The organism is Streptomyces lavendulae subsp. lavendulae (assembly GCF_002803845.1).
GTDB classification, from domain to species: Bacteria; Actinomycetota; Actinomycetes; order Streptomycetales; family Streptomycetaceae; genus Streptomyces; species Streptomyces lavendulae.
Window position 1 is genome coordinate 4,067,343 of sequence record NZ_CP024985.1, and the last position, 17,474, is coordinate 4,084,816.

At 73.0% G+C, this 17,474-nt stretch carries 20 protein-coding genes; 6 read left to right on the forward strand and 14 right to left on the reverse strand.

What is annotated here, in order from left to right; translation table 11 throughout:
* Positions 1-13: 13 nt before the first annotated feature.
* Positions 14-1,258, reverse strand: a complete 1,245-nt coding sequence (locus SLAV_RS17680; RefSeq protein WP_030232314.1) for a GNAT family N-acetyltransferase — start codon at positions 1,256-1,258, stop codon at positions 14-16.
* 156 nt (positions 1,259-1,414) lie between these two features.
* Positions 1,415-2,005 (reverse strand): RsiG family protein, encoded by a 591-nt coding sequence (locus SLAV_RS17685; RefSeq protein WP_030232312.1) that lies wholly within the window; start codon positions 2,003-2,005, stop codon positions 1,415-1,417.
* 132 nt (positions 2,006-2,137) lie between these two features.
* Here SLAV_RS17685 and dtd point away from each other — a divergent pair, with 132 nt between their 5' ends.
* Positions 2,138-2,563, forward strand: a complete 426-nt coding sequence (gene dtd, locus SLAV_RS17690) for a D-aminoacyl-tRNA deacylase (RefSeq protein WP_030232309.1) — start codon at positions 2,138-2,140, stop codon at positions 2,561-2,563.
* 18 nt (positions 2,564-2,581) lie between these two features.
* On the opposite strand, the gene ygfZ is transcribed toward dtd, so the two are convergent.
* The 11 genes from ygfZ to SLAV_RS17740 form a co-directional block, all read right to left on the reverse strand.
* Positions 2,582-3,550, reverse strand: a complete 969-nt coding sequence (gene ygfZ / locus SLAV_RS17695; RefSeq protein ID WP_030232306.1) for a CAF17-like 4Fe-4S cluster assembly/insertion protein YgfZ — start codon at positions 3,548-3,550, stop codon at positions 2,582-2,584.
* A gap of 30 nt (positions 3,551-3,580) precedes the next feature.
* On the reverse strand, positions 3,581-4,009 hold the full coding sequence (locus SLAV_RS17700) for a Fur family transcriptional regulator (protein ID WP_030232304.1): 429 nt from the start codon (positions 4,007-4,009) through the stop codon (positions 3,581-3,583).
* A gap of 77 nt (positions 4,010-4,086) precedes the next feature.
* On the reverse strand, positions 4,087-4,659 hold the full coding sequence (locus SLAV_RS17705; protein ID WP_030232302.1) for a heme-binding beta-barrel domain-containing protein: 573 nt from the start codon (positions 4,657-4,659) through the stop codon (positions 4,087-4,089).
* Between the two features lie 273 nt (positions 4,660-4,932).
* Positions 4,933-5,184 carry a hypothetical protein gene (locus tag SLAV_RS17710; RefSeq protein WP_030232299.1) on the reverse strand — a complete coding sequence of 84 codons (252 nt, stop codon included), beginning with the start codon at positions 5,182-5,184 and terminating at the stop codon, positions 4,933-4,935.
* A gap of 384 nt (positions 5,185-5,568) precedes the next feature.
* Positions 5,569-5,904, reverse strand: coding sequence for a DUF3099 domain-containing protein (locus SLAV_RS17715; protein ID WP_078950409.1), 336 nt, complete (start codon positions 5,902-5,904; stop codon positions 5,569-5,571).
* Between the two features lie 53 nt (positions 5,905-5,957).
* Positions 5,958-6,248, reverse strand: coding sequence for a DUF1416 domain-containing protein (locus SLAV_RS17720; protein WP_030030422.1), 291 nt, complete (start codon positions 6,246-6,248; stop codon positions 5,958-5,960).
* A 74-nt stretch (positions 6,249-6,322) separates the two neighbouring features.
* A complete protein-coding gene (locus SLAV_RS17725) occupies positions 6,323-7,171 on the reverse strand; it encodes a sulfurtransferase (RefSeq protein WP_030232284.1) in 849 nt (282 codons plus the stop codon).
* A gap of 200 nt (positions 7,172-7,371) precedes the next feature.
* A complete protein-coding gene (locus SLAV_RS43665; protein WP_351033174.1) occupies positions 7,372-7,461 on the reverse strand; it encodes an Ms5788A family Cys-rich leader peptide in 90 nt (29 codons plus the stop codon).
* Between the two features lie 158 nt (positions 7,462-7,619).
* Positions 7,620-8,333: an LmeA family phospholipid-binding protein gene (locus SLAV_RS17730; protein ID WP_030232275.1), complete on the reverse strand. Its 714-nt coding sequence runs from the start codon at positions 8,331-8,333 to the stop codon at positions 7,620-7,622.
* Positions 8,334-8,403: 70 nt separating this feature from the next.
* Positions 8,404-9,672: a hypothetical protein gene (locus SLAV_RS17735; RefSeq protein WP_063760319.1), complete on the reverse strand. Its 1,269-nt coding sequence runs from the start codon at positions 9,670-9,672 to the stop codon at positions 8,404-8,406.
* Positions 9,673-10,173: 501 nt separating this feature from the next.
* Entirely contained in the window at positions 10,174-10,428 is a 255-nt protein-coding gene (locus tag SLAV_RS17740; protein WP_030232270.1) for a MoaD/ThiS family protein, read from the reverse strand.
* A 474-nt stretch (positions 10,429-10,902) separates the two neighbouring features.
* Here SLAV_RS17740 and SLAV_RS17745 point away from each other — a divergent pair, with 474 nt between their 5' ends.
* The 5 genes from SLAV_RS17745 (at position 10,903) to SLAV_RS17765 (ending at position 16,563) form a co-directional block, all read left to right on the forward strand.
* Positions 10,903-11,754 carry a response regulator transcription factor gene (locus tag SLAV_RS17745; protein WP_030232268.1) on the forward strand — a complete coding sequence of 284 codons (852 nt, stop codon included), beginning with the start codon at positions 10,903-10,905 and terminating at the stop codon, positions 11,752-11,754.
* A gap of 24 nt (positions 11,755-11,778) precedes the next feature.
* The gene (locus SLAV_RS17750; RefSeq protein ID WP_030232265.1) at positions 11,779-12,801 is read left to right on the forward strand and encodes a LacI family DNA-binding transcriptional regulator; all 1,023 of its coding nucleotides are present in this window, start codon (positions 11,779-11,781) and stop codon (positions 12,799-12,801) included.
* A 124-nt stretch (positions 12,802-12,925) separates the two neighbouring features.
* Positions 12,926-14,200 carry a S1C family serine protease gene (locus SLAV_RS17755; protein ID WP_030232262.1) on the forward strand — a complete coding sequence of 425 codons (1,275 nt, stop codon included), beginning with the start codon at positions 12,926-12,928 and terminating at the stop codon, positions 14,198-14,200.
* Positions 14,201-14,395: 195 nt separating this feature from the next.
* The gene (locus SLAV_RS17760; RefSeq protein WP_030232259.1) at positions 14,396-15,130 is read left to right on the forward strand and encodes a response regulator transcription factor; all 735 of its coding nucleotides are present in this window, start codon (positions 14,396-14,398) and stop codon (positions 15,128-15,130) included.
* On the forward strand, positions 15,127-16,563 hold the full coding sequence (locus SLAV_RS17765; RefSeq protein ID WP_030232255.1) for a sensor histidine kinase: 1,437 nt from the start codon (positions 15,127-15,129) through the stop codon (positions 16,561-16,563). The genes SLAV_RS17760 and SLAV_RS17765 overlap by 4 nt, the downstream gene beginning before the upstream one ends.
* On the opposite strand, the gene SLAV_RS17770 is transcribed toward SLAV_RS17765, so the two are convergent.
* Entirely contained in the window at positions 16,543-17,421 is an 879-nt protein-coding gene (locus tag SLAV_RS17770) for a phosphatidylinositol-specific phospholipase C (protein ID WP_030232252.1), read from the reverse strand. The genes SLAV_RS17765 and SLAV_RS17770 overlap by 21 nt on opposite strands.
* Between the last annotated feature and the right edge of the window lie 53 nt (positions 17,422-17,474).

Below are 17,474 nucleotides of genomic sequence, written 5' to 3' on the forward strand. Positions count from 1 at the left end.
TCAGAGCGGCGGATCAGAAGACGTCCGGGCACCACGGCCTGCGCGCGGTCCGGAACACGGCGTCCGCCAGCTCCACGGCGCCCGGCCGCTCCCCGGCCACCCGGCCGAGCTCGGCCAGCCGCACCGCCGAGGTGTCGCCGAGGTACAGGGCGCCCAGCGCGGACACGTCGAGCCGCAGGTCCACGGCTTCCTCCGTACGGGCACAGGTGCCGGCGCCCGCGTCGAGCCGGTAGCGCCCGCCCGCCGGGCCGTCCGGGTCGAGGACCTCCAGGACGAGCGTGCCGGGCACGGCGTACGTCCGCGCGGACAGGGCCCGTACGACGTCCAGCACGCGCACCCACAGGAAGTCGGCGGCGGTCACCAGCCTGGCCGCGCGCGGGTCGGGCAGCAGGTCCGGCACGAGGCTGTCGGGGGCGCGGTAGCCGGTGCGGACCTTCAGCACCCAGTCGATGGAGCACAGGAAGTGCCACAGGGCCCGCTCCGCCGCAGGGGTCGCGGCGATCAGGTCCGTGACGAACAGGGTCTGCTGCGGGACCTTCGCGTCGGTCCAGTGGTCGTCGGCCCGGTAGACGGCCAGCCCGGCCACCTCGCCGTCCGCCGTCCGGTACACCGCGAACATCTTCTGCTTGTAGGGGCGGTGGGACATCTGCGCCATCCCGGTCGTCAGGTCCCACCAGCGGTCGTCCCGCCCGATCGTGCCGTGCGCGCCCGCGCGCAGCCGCTCGTGCAGGGCGGGCCCCACCCGGCGCGCCTCCGCGGCGTCGACGAGGTCGATCCGGCTCCCGTCGGCGGGCAGCGGCCGGTGCCGGTCCAGTCCGGTGCGCGCGACGTCGATCTCCCACTCGGCGAGGGAGGCGGCGGGCCCGAAGCCGTAGCGCCCGTAGATCGGGTACTCGGCGGCGATCAGGGTGGCCAGGACGTCGCCGCGGGCCTGTGCGGCGTCGAGTTCGGCAGCCATCATGCGGGTCAGCACGCCCTGGCGGCGGTGGGTGGCCAGCACGGTGACGTTGGAGACCGCGCTGCACGGGACGGTGGCCCCGCCGGGCACGGTCAGCTCCTGGGCGAAGGAGCGGAAGGTCGCCACGCAGCGGCCGGTGACGGGGTCGAAACCGCCTTGTATGCGGGCGAGGTCACTGTGGGCGGCGCGCTGCGCCACGTCGGATTCGGTCGGGGTGGCCGGGGTGAGGAATCCGGTGTTGAGGGTGGTCAGCCAGTCAGGGAGTTCGGATGCGGCGATCGGCCGGACGTCAGCACTCATAACCGGCCACGCTAACCGCCGCACCGCGCCGGGTCGCCCGAATTTCCGCTGGTGGGACACAGGGTGGCGAAAGGTGTGCCGGAGGGTCTGCCGGAGGCTGTGGCGAAGGGTGCGCCGACGGGGGTGCCCGCGGGCCTGCGGACGGGCCGCCGCCCGCTACGCCAGCAGGTCGTCCACCTGTGCCTCGCCCTCCCGGTAGCGGCGGGTGATCTCCGCGCTGGAGTCGTCCGCCGTGCGCTGGAGCTGCTGCCGGCGCCGCGAGACCTGCTGTTCGTACCCGACCAGCCGGCCCATCGCGTCGTGCAGTTCGGCGTCCGTGCGCGCGGCCAGGTCCGACAGTTCGACCTCGGACAGCATCTCCGCCGCCAGCAGCCGGAACTCCTCGTTGTGCGGGGTGCCGAGCGTGACGTGCCGGGCGGAGGCGCTGCGGCTGGAGGGGGCGTCGGCGAGGATCTCCGAGAGCCGGTCCACCACCGGCGTCTCGGGGTCCGTACGGCGGGCCAGCTCGGCGCGCAGGATGTCGATGCGGCCCTGCAGGAGTCTGCGCACGTAGCTCAGGTCGGCCTCGTCGCGCTGGGCGTCGCGGCGCAGCGCGCGCAGTTCGGGCAGGCCGAGCGCGGTGGCGGGGGTGGTCGGCCCCGGGTCGCCGGTCCGCTGCGCGGGTGGCCGGGCCGCCGGTGCGGCGGCCTGTGGCACGGGTACTGCGGGTGCTGCGGGTGCAGGTACGGAGGTACCAGGAATATTCATGTGAACGTGTCCGTCCCCTCGACCGGTGCTGGGGGCACCGCCTGCGTGCATGGTGCCACTCCGCGTGGTGTGGACGCAGTCCCACGCCACCCGATCGGCCCCGGACGGGTGCACGCCTGGTACACAGGTGGTATGCGAGCAGTGGTGCAGAGGGTGGACGGCGCGAGCGTCGTGGTGGCCGGCGAGACGGTGGGCGAGATCGTCGGCGAGGGCTTGTGCGTGCTGGTGGGGGTGACCCACGACGACACTCCGGAGAAGGCGGCGCTGCTGGCGCGCAAGCTCTGGTCGGTGCGGATCCTGGAGGCGGAGAAGTCCTGCAGCGACATCGGCGCGCCGCTGCTGGTGATCTCCCAGTTCACGCTCTACGGGGACGCCCGCAAGGGCCGCCGCCCCACCTGGAACGCGGCCGCGCCCGGCCCGGTGGCGGAGCCGCTGGTCGACGAGGTGGTGGCGCAGCTGCGGGCGCTGGGCGCGACGGTGGAGACGGGCCGGTTCGGCGCGGACATGCGGGTCTCGCTGACCAACCACGGCCCGTTCACCATCGTCATCGACATCTGAGGCCGTGAGCAGCGCCCGTCAGGGCGCTACGACGACCTCCTGCGCGGCGGCCGTGTTCCCGGCCAGCAGCGGGGCGTCGACCGGCACGTTCCGCTTGACCAGCGCGAGGGCGATGGGCCCGAGCTCGTGGTGGCGCACGGCGGTGGTGACGAAGCCGAGCTGGCGGCCGTCCTCACCGTCGGCCGCGAGCCGTACGGGCGCGCCGTGCGGCGGGAGCAGCACCTCGGAGCCGTCCAGGTGCAGGAAGACCAGGCGGCGCGGGGGCTTCCCCAGGTTGTGGACGCGGGCCACCGTCTCCTGGCCGCGGTAGCAGCCCTTCTGGAGGTGGACGGCGGTGCCGAGCCAGCCCAGCTCGTGCGGGATGGTGCGGTGGTCGGTCTCCAGGCCGAGCCGCGGCCGGTGGGCCTCCACGCGCAGGGCCTCGTAGGCGAGGAGTCCGGCGGCGGGGCCGTGCGCGGCGGCGAAGTCCTCCAGCGCCTCGCGCGGGAGGAACACGTCGCGGCCGTGGGCGGTCTCGCGCACGCGGTGCTCGGCGGGGACCTCGGCGATGGAGCCGGCCGGGAGGTGGACGACGGCGAAGGCGTCGGTGCGGTCGGCGACCTCGACGCGGTAGAAGAACTTCATCGCCTCCAGGTAGGCGATCAGCGCCTCCTGGGTGCCGGGCTCGACGTGGGCCCACACGGTCTCGCCGTCGTCGACGAGGTAGAGGGCGTGTTCGATGTGCCCGTTGGCGGAGAGGATCAGCGCCTCGGTGGCCTGCCCGGCCGGGAGGTCGCTGACGTGCTGGGTGAGCAGCAGGTGCAGCCAGGCGAGGCGGTCCGGTCCGGTGACGGTGACGACCCCGCGGTGCGAGAGGTCGACGAAGCCGCGGCCGTCGGCGAGGGCGCGCTGTTCGCCGTAGAGCTCTCCGTAGTGGGCGGCGACGCCCTCGTCACGGCCTTCGGCCGGTACGGCGCCGCTGAGGTGGAGCAAGGGGCTGCTGGTCATGGCACCCAGCCTACGACCCCGCCGGCACCGTCACCGAGGGCGCTGGGCGGCGCACTTCGCGCACCGGCCGAAGATCGCGAAGTGCTTCATGTCCGTGTCGAAGCCGAAGGTGGCGCGGAGCTTCGCGGTGAACTCGGCGGCGACGTCGAGGTCGGCCTCGATCACCTCGTTGCAGTCGCGGCAGACCAGGTGGATGTGGTGGTGCCGGTCCGCGAGGTGATAGGTGGGGGCGCCGTGCCCGAGGTGGGCGTGCGAGACCAGTTTCAGCTCTTCGAGCAGCTCCAGGGTCCGGTAGACGGTGGAGATGTTGACCCCGGAGGCGGTCTTGCGCACCTCGACGAGGATCTCGTCGGGGGTGGCGTGTTCGAGGGCGTCGACGGCTTCGAGCACGAGCTGGCGCTGCGGTGTCAGCCGGTAGCCGCGCTGCCGCAGGTCGGTCTTCCAGTCGGTGGTCGCCACCCGGCCAGTGTAAGCGCGGGAAGGGGACCGTGGGCCGGGCCGCGGTCCCCTTCCTCACGTCTGCGTGCGCGGCGGGCTCAGCGGAAGAAGGCGATGCCGTCCTCGGGGAGCTCCGGGAGGTTGCGCGCCATGTCGGCGATCTCCTCCGGGGTGACGACCTTCTTGAGCTGGGCCGACATGTAGGGGCGCAGCTCGACCTCGGGGGTGGCCTTCTCGCCGACCCACATCAGGTCGCTCTTCACGTACCCGTAGAGGCGCTTCCCGCCGCTGTACGGGCCGGAGGCGGCCGTACGGGCCACCGCGTCGGTGACCACGTCGATCTGCGGCTTCTGGTCGGCGAGCTCGCCGTACCAGACCTCGACGACGCCCTGGTCGCGGACCATGACGATCTCGACCTTGCGGTCGGCGTCGATGCGCCAGTAGCCCGACTCGGACTCCAGCGGGCGCACCTTGTTGCCCTCGGCGTCGAGGACCCAGGTGTGGGAGGTGTACTCCAGGAAGTCCCGGCCGTCGTGGCTGAAGACGACTTCCTGGCCGAAGTTGCACTTCTCTTCACCGGGGAAGTCGAAGACGCCGGCGCCTTCCCAGTTGCCGAGGAGGAAGGCGAGGGGGACGAGGCCCGGGTTCAGGTCGGACGGGATCTGGATCATGGTTGGCTGCTCAGGCGATCTGTGGGAGGGGTTCCGGGGCGGTCGGCCGGTCGGCTGCTGCTCAGCGCTGACCCTGGTACAGCTTCTTGACGGCCAGGCCGGTGAAGGCCATGACGCCGACGCAGACCAGGACCAGCAGGGAGGTGAAGACTGCCTCAAGCACGGTGTGCTCCTCGGAGGATTCGGTGCGGTGTACGGGCCGGTCCCCAAGCCTACTGGCCCGGGAACCGGCACACCCTATGAGGTGGCCGTACCGGCCCTGCGCCCGGGTGGTCAGCCGAGCAGCTGGCCCTGGAGGATCACGGCCTGGTGCAAGGGGACGGCAGGGGTCGCACCCTTGCGGCTCTGCAGGATCACGGCCTGGACGTCACCCGACTGCACGCAGCCGGCCCTGATCTGCTCGTCGCCGAACGGGACGGATTCCTCCAGGACCGTCACGTCGTCGGTGGTCGGCGCCGCCTGGGCGACCCGGGCCTTGCCCCAGAGGTCGTCCGTCTCGATCCGGTTGACGCCGTTCAGGTTCATGTCGGCACTGCAGCCCTGGAAGACGTCGGCGAACCCGGAGGCGTGGAAGCACAGGGCCGTGCCGGCGAGGGCGCCGAGGACGAGGGCGGCGGCGATCAGGAGCGTGGTGCGGCCGCGCGACGGGCCGGGCGCGGCGGGACGGCGGCATCGGCGGCCGCGTCCGCGTCCGCCGGGGTTTCCACATTTACCGGCGGAAATTCGGGAGTGTCCGATTCCGCTCCGTTCTCCGCCGCTTTCCGCAGCTCGGGAACGGTCTGTTCGTGTTCCAAAGAAGTCCCCCCACAGGACTGAAGGCGGCGGGTTCATTTACCCGCGCACACCGAAGACACCTTCGTCCGGGAGGCAGTTGTACGCATCTTTATTACGGTCTTATATAGGCCCGATTCAGTCCTCGTGGCGCCGCTTTCCGTCCAGTTCGTCCCACCATTCATCCGATTTCGGATCCCCGGAGGGGTCGTCCCACCAGCGGTCGTCGGGGCCGCGGCGGTTCGCGACCATCGCGGCGATCGGGGGGATGACCATGGCGACCACGCACAGGGCCACCGCCGCCTCCACGGAGAACAGGCGCACGAAGGACCAGGCGGAGACGAAGAGGAACAGGCATCCGCCCATCAGCAGGAAGTAGGCGCGTCGGCGCCGGGCGTACATATCTCCAGCGTAGGGCCGTCCCCCGCCGGGGCAAGGGCTGTGGACGGCACGAAGGGCCGCACCCCGGTCCAGTGGCGTCCAACCCCCGGGGGTGCGGCCCTTCGGCCGGTTCAGCTGTCGGTCGCTCAGACCGCGATCGCGACGTCCGTCACGCCGCCGGCCTCGGCGACCACGACGGCACGGTCGGCCTGGGCACCCGGGACGAGCGCGCGCAGCGTCCAGGAGCCGGTCGCCGCGTAGAAGCGGAACTGGCCGGTCGCGGAGGTCGGGACCTCGGCGGTGAACTCGCCGGTCGAGTCCAGCAGGCGGACGTATCCGCTGACGGGCTCGCCGTCCTTGGTCACCTGGCCCTGGATCGCGGTCTCACCGGGCTTCAGCGTCGCGAGGTCGGGCCCGCCGATCTGTGCTCCACACATGTTCTCTGTCCTGTCCTAGAGAGGTTCTGCTGCTACGGGGCGCCGGGCGTCGCCTGCCCGGTCCGCCGGCGGGATTACTTGTTGGGGCCGAGCTCGATCGGCACGCCGACCAGCGAGCCGTACTCGGTCCAGGAGCCGTCGTAGTTCTTGACGTTCTCCTGGCCCAGGAGCTCGTGCAGCACGAACCACGTGAGCGCGGAGCGCTCACCGATGCGGCAGTAGGCGATGGTGTCCTTCGTGTCGAGGTCGACGCCCTCCGCCTGGTACAGGGCGGTCAGCTCGTCGTCGGACTTGAAGGTGCCGTCGTCGTTGGCGTTCTTCGACCACGGGATGTTGCGGGCGCTCGGCACGTGGCCGGGGCGCTGCGACTGCTCCTGCGGAAGGTGCGCCGGGGCGAGCAGCTTGCCGGAGAACTCGTCGGGCGAGCGGACGTCGACCAGGTTCTGGACGTTGATCGCGGCCAGGACGTCGTCGCGGAAGGCGCGGATCGAGGTGTCCTGCGGCTTGGCCTTGTACTGGGTGGCCGGACGGTTCGGGACGTCCTTGCCGTCGACCAGGTCGCGGGAGTCGAGCTCCCACTTCTTGCGGCCACCGTCGAGGAGGCGGACGTCCTGGTGGCCGTAGAGCTTGAAGTACCAGTAGGCGTAGGACGCGAACCAGTTGTTGTTGCCGCCGTAGAGGACGACCGTGTCGTCGTTGGAGATGCCCTTGGCGGAGAGGAGCTTCTCGAAGCCCTCCTGGTCCACGAAGTCGCGGCGGACCGGGTCCTGGAGGTCGCTCTTCCAGTCGATCCGGACGGCGTTGGTGATGTGGTTCTTGTCGTACGCGGACGTGTCCTCGTCCACCTCGACGATGACGACATTGGCGTCGTTCAGGTGGGCCTCGACCCAGTCGGCGTCTACGAGGACGTCGCTGCGGCTCATGATGTTCTCCTCCGGGGCAGTGTGCGGCGGGGCGGTGCTGGTGCAGCTGCGGGGCGGTGCTGGTGCGTACGTGCCGTTCCGGGTGGCGCGCTCGGGACCTGCGCGGGGAGGCGACAGGGGGCAGGAGGCGGGGAGCGGGGGCGGTCACGCCGCGGATGAAGGGCCGTCGTCCGGCCGGTGGAGCGGAAGGCTCACACCACTCAAATGGAGCGACAGAGCATGGCGGCGACGCGACACAGGTCTACTGCCCGCCGCTTCGTGAGGTCCGCCTGCTGATGCTTCATAGCCATGGATCGTAGGGACGAATCAGCCGCCCTGTCACCGGCGTGTCATATTTCGAGACAGGATCGTCCGCATGGCGGGATGAGAAAGCCCCGGACGGCCGCCTCGCGGCCCCCGGGGCTCTTCGTGCGGCCCGCCCTTCTGCAGGTCGGACCGCGTCGTCTCACTATCCGGCCAGCACCACGTCCGTACCGCTCAGCGTGACGTGTACGCCCTCCGCGTCCGAGGTCAGCCCGGTGAGGGCGAGTCCGGACGGCAGGCCCGCGTCGATGCGGCGGTCGAAGTCGGTCCGCTTGCGGACCGCGCTCTCGACGCCGGGTATCCCCTCGCCCGGCACGGATTCCGCGCGCACCCGGACGACCTTCCCGTTCTTCCCGTCGTTCGCGTCCACCAGGGTGACGGTCGACACCACGTCACGGGTCAGGCGCTTACCGAGGAACTCCACCGTCGCGGTCACCTTCACCTTGCCCGGCGCACCGCCGTAGGTGAGGTTCACGCCGCTCTGGGAGGCCTCGGTGAGGTCCGCGTAGGAGATCAGCGCGGAGCCCTCCGCCCGCTTGGCGGTGCCGCCGCTGTAGCTGCCGTTCAGCTTCACCTCTCGGAAGCTGGCGTCGAGCTCCGTCAGACGGGTCTTGCGGCCGTCGGCGGCGGCGTCGACGCCCTTCAGCTTCAGGTCCACCCGCTCCAGGTCGTGGCTGAGCGCCTGGGTCAGGAACGGGAAGCCGTGGATGTTCACCTCCACGCTCCCCGCGAGCCCCTGACGGGCCTGGAGGCGTTCGGCGAGCCGGTTCTCGGCATAGCCGACCGCCCAGCGGTCCGCGCCCACGAACAGGGCCCCCAGAACCACTCCGACGATCAGTACGAAGCGCAGGAAACGCAACGGACCCTCCCCCTACTTATCGGTACGTGCGTTCTAGTGGACCATGGTCCGCCGTCGGGCCCCCGTCAGCTCAGCCCACCACCCGGCCCAGCAGGTAGACGGCGGGCGCGGCCACCGCCAGCGGCAGCGCGACACCGGCCGTCATGTGGACGAACTTCGACGGGTAGTCGTACGCGGCCACGCGCAGGCCCACCAGCGCGCAGACCCCGGCGGCCAGGCCGAGCAGCGCCCCGCCCGCCCCGATGCCGGTCAGCCCGCCCACCGCGATGCCCGCACCGGCCGCGGCGGCCAGCGAGACGCCCACGGAGGGCACGGTCGGCAGCGGCAGGGCCCGCGCGAACACGGCGACGGCGACGGCGGCGGCGCCGACGCTCACCGCCTCCCCGTCGGCGGCCAGGAAGCCGGCGCACACGATGGCCAGGGCGGCGGAGGCCACCGAGGCCATGAGCCCGTACATCCGCTCGTCGGGGTCCGCGTGGCTGCGCAGCTGGAGCACCAGCGTCAGCAGCACCCAGGCCCCGAGGGTGCCGATGATCGCGCCGGGGCCGTACGGCTCGTCCACCGCGAGCACCGCGCCGTCCGCGACCACGGCTCCGGCGAAGGCGAGGGCGATGCCCTGGCGGGCCGGCCACATGCCGTTGAGGCGGAACCAGCCGGCCGCGGTGAGGGCCTGGAGGGCGATCAGCGGCAGGAGCAGGGCGTACGAACCGAACGCGGCGGCGCCGGCCAGCAGCAGCCCGAGGGCGGCGGTGAGTATGGCCGACTGCGGACCGGGGTCGATGATCGGCGACCGGCCCTCGGCGCGGGCCTGGGCCGGGTCGACGGCGCGCAGGGTGTTCCCGCCGAGGGTGGGCGGCGAGTACTCGGCGTCGGGGCCGGCGGGCCCGGACGCGGGAGCGGGGGCCGGGGCCGGGGCCGGGGCGGAGGCCTGCGGGGCCGCGGCGGCGGACGGCACGGGCGGCAGGTACGCCGTCCGCTCCGCCGCCGCGTCGGGGGCGGGCGGCTGGGGCGGCAGGTAGGCCGTCCGCTCGGCGGCGGCCTCCGTCACCGGCGGCAGGTAGGCCGTCCGCTCGGTGTCCCAGGCCTGCGGCTGCGCCTGCGCCTGGACGGGGGGCAGGTACGCGGTCTGCTCGGCGGCGCTGTCGCGTACCGGCGGCAGGTACGCCGTCTCGGCGGCGGCGTCCGCCCCCACCCCCGGGCCACCCGGCCACGGCGTCTGCGGAGCGGCCTGCTCCCGTACCGGAGGCAGGTACGCCGTCTCGGCCGCGGCGTCGGCCCCGGCACCCGGGCCACCCGGCCACGGCGTCTGCGGAGCGGCCTGCTCCCGTACCGGAGGCAGGTACGCCGTCTCGGCCGCGGCGTCGGCCGCCGGGGCCTGCTGCTGCCACGGCGCGGCGTGCCGGCCGTGGGACCGGGCCGGCGCCGGGGCCTGCGGGGCCTGCGGGGCCTCGTCACGGAACCAGCCCTCGGGTACCACCGGCTGCTGCTGCCCCTGGGGCTGCTGGGGCTGCTGGGGATGGGGCTGCTGCTGCACCGGCGGCAGATAGGCGGTCTGCTCGGCGGCACCGGCACCGGCACCCGCACCCGTGGCGTCCGGCCACGGCGCGGCGCCGGCCGGAGCCGCCCACTGCTGCTGCGCGGGCGGCGGGGCCTGCGGCGCGGCCTGGGCCTCGTCGCGGAACCAGCCCTCGGGCGCCACCGGCTGACCCGGCACGGAGCCCAGCGGCCGCTGCACGGGCTGGTAGCTGGTGTCCCAGGTGTCGGACTGCCAGGTCTGGGTCCCGTACGGGTCCTCCTGCGCGGCCCGCTGCTGTTCTTCGGGAGTGCTCATGGTCTCCGCTCACCCGCCCGCGAACGGCGGGAGCACCTCTACGGTGCCCCCCTCGGTCAGCGGTACGGCCTCGTGCGGGCGCTTGCCCACCGGCTCGTCGTTCACCAGGAAGGAGCAGCGCAGGAGAACCTGGGTCAGCTGCCCCGGGTGCCGTTCCCGCACGGCTTCGAGCGCCTCGGCCAGGGTGTGCGCCGAGTACGGCTCCTCCGCCGTACCGGCCGCGGCCTTGGCCGCCGCCCAGTAGCGGATGGTTCCGGTTGCCACTGCTGCTCCTCTTCGTAGGCTCCGTCGGCTCTCTATCGTCGGCCTCCATGATGACCCCTCCGGGTCACCACCCCGGCGTGCGTCAGCGCGCCCCGTGTGCGCCCGGGGATCCCTCCGGGGGTCCACCGATCCGGTGAAACCAGGGCATACGCAGGGGGAAGGCGTGGCACGAACCACAGAACGCGGTGTGCGGCAGCCCTCGGCCCCGAAAGGGAGGGTGGGCTATTCTGGCGGCGTAGAGGATCCGGGCAACGTAGCCCCCGGGTCCTTTTGTGCTTTCAGCACGTTGAACGAACCGAGAACAGTGGTATCCATCCGGACCCCAGGGCGCGGGGGCCGGGCCGGACGCCAGGCCATTCGTACGAAGCAGTACCACGCACGTCCTCGACGGGACCGAGGAGGAACCGACGTGATGGACCAGCGAACCGTGCACCCGCACGTGCACGACCACCCGACGCGGGCAGGTGGTCGGGCATGAGTTCTCTCCTGCTGCTGACCAATGCCCTCCAGCCGTCGACCGAGGTGCTCCCCGCACTCGGCCTGCTGCTGCACAACGTGAGGGTCGCCCCGGCAGAGGGTCCGGCCCTGGTGGACACCCCCGGCGCCGACGTGATCCTCGTCGACGGCCGCCGCGACCTGCCGCAGGTGCGGTCGCTGTGCCAGCTGCTGCGGTCCACCGGACCGGGCTGCCCCCTGATCCTGGTCGTGACCGAGGGCGGCCTCGCGGCCGTCACCGCCGACTGGGGCATCGACGACGTCCTGCTCGACACCGCCGGACCGGCCGAGGTCGAGGCGCGGCTGCGGCTGGCCACCGGCCGCCAGCAGCTGGGCTCGGACGACTCCCCGATGGAGATCCGCAACGGCGACCTGTCGGTCGACGAGGCGACGTACAGCGCGAAGCTGAAGGGCCGGGTCCTGGACCTGACCTTCAAGGAGTTCGAACTGCTGAAGTACCTCGCCCAGCACCCGGGCCGGGTCTTCACCCGGGCCCAGCTCCTCCAGGAGGTGTGGGGCTACGACTACTTCGGCGGGACCCGGACGGTCGACGTGCACGTACGACGGCTGCGCGCGAAGCTCGGCCCCGAGCACGAGTCGCTGATCGGCACGGTCCGCAACGTCGGCTACCGCTTCGTGACGCCGGAGAAGGTGGAACGGGCGGCGGCGGAGGCGGCCGAGCGGGCCGCGGCGAAGCAGGCGGCGCAGCAGGCGGCGGCGCAGCAGGCGGCGTCGGGCGCGGCGCAGGGCGGCGACCGGGCCGCGGCGGCCCCCCGGACGGAGGAATCCCCTGTGACCATCCACTCGGCAGGACGCCCTGCCCAGAGGTAGGTCACCCCGCGTAGACTGCCGCGCGTGGCCAAGGTGACGCGGGATGACGTTGCACGACTTGCGGGTACGTCTACCGCCGTCGTGAGCTACGTCATCAACAACGGACCCCGGCCGGTTGCCCCGGCCACGCGCGAGCGTGTCCTCGCCGCGATCAAGGAGCTGGGCTACCGCCCGGACCGGGTCGCACAGGCGATGGCGTCACGACGCACCGACCTCATAGGCATGATCGTCCCGGACGCCCGCCAGCCGTTCTTCGCGGAGATGGCGCACGCGGTCGAGCAGGCCGCCGCCGAGCGCGGGAAGATGGTCCTGGTCGGGAACTCCGACTACCGCGACGAGCGCGAGGTCCATTACCTGCGGGCCTTCCTCGGCATGCGGGTGTCCGGCCTGATCCTGGTCAGCCAGGGCATGAGCGAGCGCGCCGCCTCGGAGATCGAGGCGTGGGACGCCCGCATCGTGCTGCTGCACGAGCGGCCCGAGGCGATCGACGACGTCGCGGTGGTCACGGACGACATCGGCGGGGCCCAGCTCGCCACCCGGCACCTGCTGGAACACGGGCACGAGTACGTCGCCTGCATCGGCGGCGTCGAGAACACCCCGTCCGTCGGCGACCCGGTGGCCGACCACGTCGAGGGCTGGCGCCGGGCCATGCTCGAAGCGGGCCGTTCGGTGGAGGGCCGGCTCATCGAGGCCCCGTACAACCGCTACGACGCCTACACGGTCGCCCTGGAGGTCCTGGCCCGGCCCGACCGGCCGACCGCGATCTTCTGCGCGACGGACGACCAGGCCATCGGCGTGCTCCGGGCCGCCCGCGAGCTGCGCATCGACGTCCCCGAGCAGTTGGCCGTGGCCGGCTTCGACGACGTCAAGGAGGCGGCCCTGACGGACCCGCCGCTGACCACGATCGCCTCGGACCGCCCGGCGATGGCCCGCGCGGCCGTGGACCTCGTCCTGGACGACGCCCTGCGCGTGGCGGGCTCCCGCCGCGAGCGCCTCAAGCAGTTCCCCTCGGCCCTGGTGATCCGCCGCTCCTGCGGCTGCCGCTGACCGCCGCGCGCGCCCGGCCTGCCGGGCGTGCGGCCCGCCTCCTTATATCGGGCATACACGGTTCTGTCGGGCTTCTCAGCCGGGACTCAGGAAGCTCTCATGATCCGGCGGGACAGTCGGAGACATGACCGACAGCTTCCGCCGCGAAGGCGAGTACCCGCAGGAGAACCGGCCGGCCCAGAACCCGCCCTTCGGCGAGGACTGGCAGCGCGGCCGCGACCGGTTGGCACAGGACACCGGGGCCGGGGCGTACCCGCCGCCGCCCGCGTACCCGCCGGCCGCGCCGGCACCGGCCCCCGGCTGGCACGAGGCGCACCAGCCCCCCGTGATCCAGGGCGAGACCGTCCCGGCCGGCGGCGACGGCGACACCGGCGGCCATGGCGGCCACGGGGGCGGCGGATGGGCCGCCTGGGGCTCCGCCGCCCCGGCGGCACCCGCCGCCCCCGCCCATGCCGCCCGCGCCAAGCGCCCCGTCGCGCTGCTCGCCGCCGTCGCCCTCGCGGCGGCCGTGATCGGCGGCGGGACGGCCGCCGCCGTCCAGCAGTTCCTCGACCACCAGGGCTCCGCGGGTGGCGGCTTCAGCGGCACCAACGTCTCCCAGTCCAGCAACGGCACCGTCTCGGGCGTCGCCGAGCAGGTCAGCCCCTCCGTCGTGCGGATCGACACCCGCACCGGCTCCGGCCAGGGCACCGGCTCCGGCATCGTGATCACCGCCGACGGCGAGATCGTCACCAACAACCACGTCGTCAGCGGCGCCTCCGAGATCCAGGTGACGATGAGCGACGGCAAGAAGTACGCCGCCAAGACCGTCGGCACCGACCCCGACAAGGACCTGGCGCTGATCAAGCTCCAGGGCGCGAGCGGCCTGAAGCCCGCCAAGCTCGGCAACTCCGACCAGCTGCGCGTCGGCGACCAGGTCGTCGCCATCGGCTCCCCCGACCGCCTCACCGGCACCGTGACCAGCGGCATCGTCTCGGCCCTGGACCGGGACGTGAACGTACCGAAGTCGGAGCAGCAGCAGTCCCCGCAGCGCGGGCAGGGCGGCGGCTGGCCGTTCTCCTACGACGGGCAGCAGTTCAACGGGAACACCGGCTCGAACACCACCTCGTACAAGGCCATCCAGACGGACGCCTCCCTCAACCCGGGCAACTCCGGCGGCGCCCTCGTCAACCTGAACGGCGAGATCGTGGGCATGCCCTCAGCGATCTACTCCCCCTCCAGCGACAGCTCCTCCGCGGGCAGCGTCGGCCTCGGCTTCGCCATCCCGGTCAACACGGTCAAGGCCGACCTCGACGGCCTCCGCAAGGGCGGCACGGGAGGCATCGGCGACTCCGGCAACGGCAACGGCACCGGCTCCGACGGCTCGGGCAGCGGGCGCTCCGGCACCTCCTGGTTCTGATCCCGCCGGCCCCGCCACCGGCCCCGCGCCCGGTACGGCAGCCGCCCCCGGGCGCAGCCGCACCGGGCCGCGGCGCTCCCGTGCGACGCTGGGGGCAGACCTCCGCGGGACGGATCCCGCACGTCCGCCGCCCGCGGCCGGGGCCGGGGCCCCGGCCGCGGACACCACCACGACCACCACCCAGGGGGACCGCCGATGAACGCCACCGAAGGCGAACCGCAGCGCATCCTCGTCGTCGACGACGAGCCGGCCGTCCGTGAGGCCCTGCGCCGCAGCCTCGCCTTCGAGGGCTACGGGACCCGGACGGCGGTCGACGGACTCGACGCCCTCGACCAGGCGGCCACGTACGCCCCGGACCTGATCGTCCTGGACATCCAGATGCCCCGGATGGACGGCCTGACCGCGGCCCGCCGGCTGCGCGCGTCCGGCAGCGTCACCCCGATCCTGATGCTGACCGCCCGCGACACCGTCGGCGACCGCGTCACCGGCCTCGACGCCGGCGCGGACGACTACCTCGTCAAGCCCTTCGAGCTGGACGAGCTCTTCGCGCGCGTCCGCGCCCTGCTGCGCCGCAGCTCCTACCGCGCCCCCTCCGCCGCCCCGGAGAGCTCCGCCGACGTCCTGTCCTTCGGCGACCTGCGCATGGACCTCACCACCCGCGAGGTCACCCGGGGCCACCGCGCCGTGGAACTGACCCGGACCGAGTTCACCCTGCTGGAGATGTTCCTCGCGCACCCGCGCCAGGTCCTGACCCGCGAGCAGATCCTGAAGACCGTGTGGGGCTTCGACTTCGAGCCCAGCTCCAACTCCCTGGACGTGTACGTGATGTACCTGCGCCGCAAGACCGAGGCCGGTGGCGAGCCCCGCCTCGTCCACACCGTGCGCGGGGTCGGGTACGTCCTGCGCGCCGGCGAGGGCGGCCCCGAGTGAGCCCGACCGCCAGATTCCACGCGCTGCCGCTGCGCTCGCGGCTCGCGCTGCTGGTGGCGGTCGCCGTGGCGGTGGCGGTGGCGGCCGTCGCCGCCGTCGCCTGGGTGATGGTGCGCACCCAGCTGCGCGACCAGCTCGACCGCTCCCTGATGTCGACGAACGTCAGCGCACAGGTGGCGCGGACCCTGCGGGAGGGCTGCGTCGTCCAGCCGCCCAAGCCCACGCAGCAGATCGCCGGGAACCTGAACGCGACCGTGCAGATCGTCCTGTCCGACGGCACCCGCTGCTGGGTGGGCGGCCAGCCCGACCTGCCCGTGACCGGCGCCGACCGGCAGGTCGCGGCGGACGTGGAGGCCAAGCCCGTCCTGCACGACGTGACCACCCCCGACGGCGTCGACATGCGCGTCTACACCCTCCAGGCCAACCCGGCCGGGCCCGCCTTCGGCGTCTCCATCGCCAAGCCGCTGGGCGACGTGGAGAAGCCCCTGTCCACCCTGGCCTGGGTGCTGCTGCTGGTCAGCGGCATCGGGGTGGTCGGCGCCGGGGCCGCCGGACTGTGGGTGGCCCGGACGGGGCTGCGGCCGGTGGACGAACTGACCGGCGCCGTCGAGCACATCGCCCGGACCGAGGACCTGACCGTACGGATCCCCGACGAGGGGGACGACGAGATCGCCCGCCTGTCGCGCTCCTTCAACTCCATGACGGCCGCCCTGGCCTCCTCGCAGGAACGCCAGGCCCAGCTGATCGCCGACGCCGGCCACGAACTGCGGACCCCGCTCACCTCCCTGCGCACCAACATCGAGCTGCTCGCGCGCAGCGAGGAGACCGGCCGGGCCATCCCGCCGGACGACCGCCGCGAGCTGCTGGCCTCCGTGAAGGCACAGATGACGGAGCTGGCCGCGCTGATCGGGGACCTCCAGGAGCTCTCCCGCCCCGACGCCGCCCCGCACGGCCCGCTCGGGGTGGTGGCCCTGCACGAGACCGCCGCCGCCGCGCTCTCCCGGGCCCGGCTGCGCGGCCCGGAGCTGGTCTTCACCTCCACGCTGGAGCCCTGGTACGTACGGGGCGAGGCGGCGGCGCTGGAGCGGGCGGTGGTCAACGTCCTGGACAACGCCGTGAAGTTCAGCCCGCCGGGCGCGGCCGTCGAGGTCTCGCTGCGCGCGGGCGAGCTGACGGTGCGCGACCACGGGCCGGGCATCCCGGCCGAGGACCTCCCGTACGTCTTCGAGCGGTTCTGGCGCTCCCCGTCGGCCCGCGCGCTGCCCGGCAGCGGACTGGGCCTGTCCATCGTGGCCCGTACGGTCCAGCGCGCGGGCGGCACCGCCGTGCTGCGCGCCGCGGCCGACGGGGGCCGGGGCACGGAGGCGGTGCTGCGCCTGCCGGGCGCCCCGACGCCGCCGCCGTCGACCGCGTCAGTTGTGCCGGATCAGTGATTCGACCAGGCCGGACCGGGTGTTGGGGAAGTCCATCGGGACGATGCCGAGGCCGGTGCGGCCGGCCAGTTCGCCGCCGTCGACGAAGGAGTGGACCTGCGGGTTGAGCCGGTCGGAGTTCCAGCGCGGGGGCATGTAGGCGGCGGTGCTGACGTAGTTCACGAACAGTTTCCCGGGCTGCTGGACGGCCTTGCGGAACTGGTTCTCGATCCGGCCGCGCTTGGCGAAGGGCTCGGTGTTGTAGTCGTCCTGGACGTCGAAGACGTTGCCGTCGGCGTAGCGCAGGCCCGGCAGACCGCCGTTGTCGGCGAGGAGCACCACCTTGCCGCGGGCCTGGCCCAGCGATGCGGGCAGGGTGTCGGCGATGCGGAAGAGCGGGCGCCAGCCGCGGTGGTCGAGGTAGTCGTCGAAGACGGCGCGGAAGGTGGCGTCGCTCTCCTCGGAGTACTCCTGCTTGACGCGCATCAGGACGGTCTCGGAGGGATGCGCGGCGAGGAAGTTCCAGCAGGCGACCAGGACGTCCCCGAACATCAGGTCCTGGAAGAAGGCCGCGTGGTGGATGGCGAAGGAGCCGCCCGTCACCCGGCAGCGGACGTCCAGGAAGCGGATCCCGGAGTCGAGCTGCTGGGCTATCGAGGTGTTCTGGCAGGCGACGTAGAGCCCGCCCTTGGTGGCGCCCGAGTCGTGGGTGCCGGGGATGGTCATCCGCTGGAGCGGGGTGGAGTCGGCGAGGCCGGCCATCCAGTCCTGGCTGCCGAGGGTTCTCGCGGAGGCGGGGGCCGCCGTCCCGAGTCCCGTGAGCGCCGCGGCGCCCACCGCCGTCGCTCCGGTCAGAAAAGCCCGCCGATGCAGTGCCATGCCCGCCCCTTCGCCGCTCCGCTGTCGGGACGGGATTATGGCGTGCGCGGACC

Excerpts from the sequence above, each read along its gene's own strand:
- SLAV_RS17770 (WP_030232252.1), bottom strand. The coding sequence starts at position 17,421 with ATGGCACTGCATCGGCGGGCTTTTCTGACCGGAGCGACGGCGGTGGGC.
- SLAV_RS17760 (WP_030232259.1), top strand. The coding sequence starts at position 14,396 with ATGAACGCCACCGAAGGCGAACCGCAGCGCATCCTCGTCGTCGACGAC.
- SLAV_RS17755 (WP_030232262.1), top strand. The coding sequence starts at position 12,926 with ATGACCGACAGCTTCCGCCGCGAAGGCGAGTACCCGCAGGAGAACCGG.
- SLAV_RS17710 (WP_030232299.1), bottom strand. The coding sequence starts at position 5,184 with ATGAACCTGAACGGCGTCAACCGGATCGAGACGGACGACCTCTGGGGC.
- SLAV_RS17745 (WP_030232268.1), top strand. The coding sequence starts at position 10,903 with ATGAGTTCTCTCCTGCTGCTGACCAATGCCCTCCAGCCGTCGACCGAG.
- SLAV_RS17705 (WP_030232302.1), bottom strand. The coding sequence starts at position 4,659 with ATGATCCAGATCCCGTCCGACCTGAACCCGGGCCTCGTCCCCCTCGCC.
- SLAV_RS17685 (WP_030232312.1), bottom strand. The coding sequence starts at position 2,005 with ATGAATATTCCTGGTACCTCCGTACCTGCACCCGCAGCACCCGCAGTA.
- SLAV_RS43665 (WP_351033174.1), bottom strand. The coding sequence starts at position 7,461 with ATGGCTATGAAGCATCAGCAGGCGGACCTCACGAAGCGGCGGGCAGTA.
- SLAV_RS17680 (WP_030232314.1), bottom strand. The coding sequence starts at position 1,258 with ATGAGTGCTGACGTCCGGCCGATCGCCGCATCCGAACTCCCTGACTGG.
- SLAV_RS17720 (WP_030030422.1), bottom strand. The coding sequence starts at position 6,248 with ATGTGTGGAGCACAGATCGGCGGGCCCGACCTCGCGACGCTGAAGCCC.
- ygfZ (WP_030232306.1), bottom strand. The coding sequence starts at position 3,550 with ATGACCAGCAGCCCCTTGCTCCACCTCAGCGGCGCCGTACCGGCCGAA.
- SLAV_RS17725 (WP_030232284.1), bottom strand. The coding sequence starts at position 7,171 with ATGAGCCGCAGCGACGTCCTCGTAGACGCCGACTGGGTCGAGGCCCAC.
- dtd (WP_030232309.1), top strand. The coding sequence starts at position 2,138 with ATGCGAGCAGTGGTGCAGAGGGTGGACGGCGCGAGCGTCGTGGTGGCC.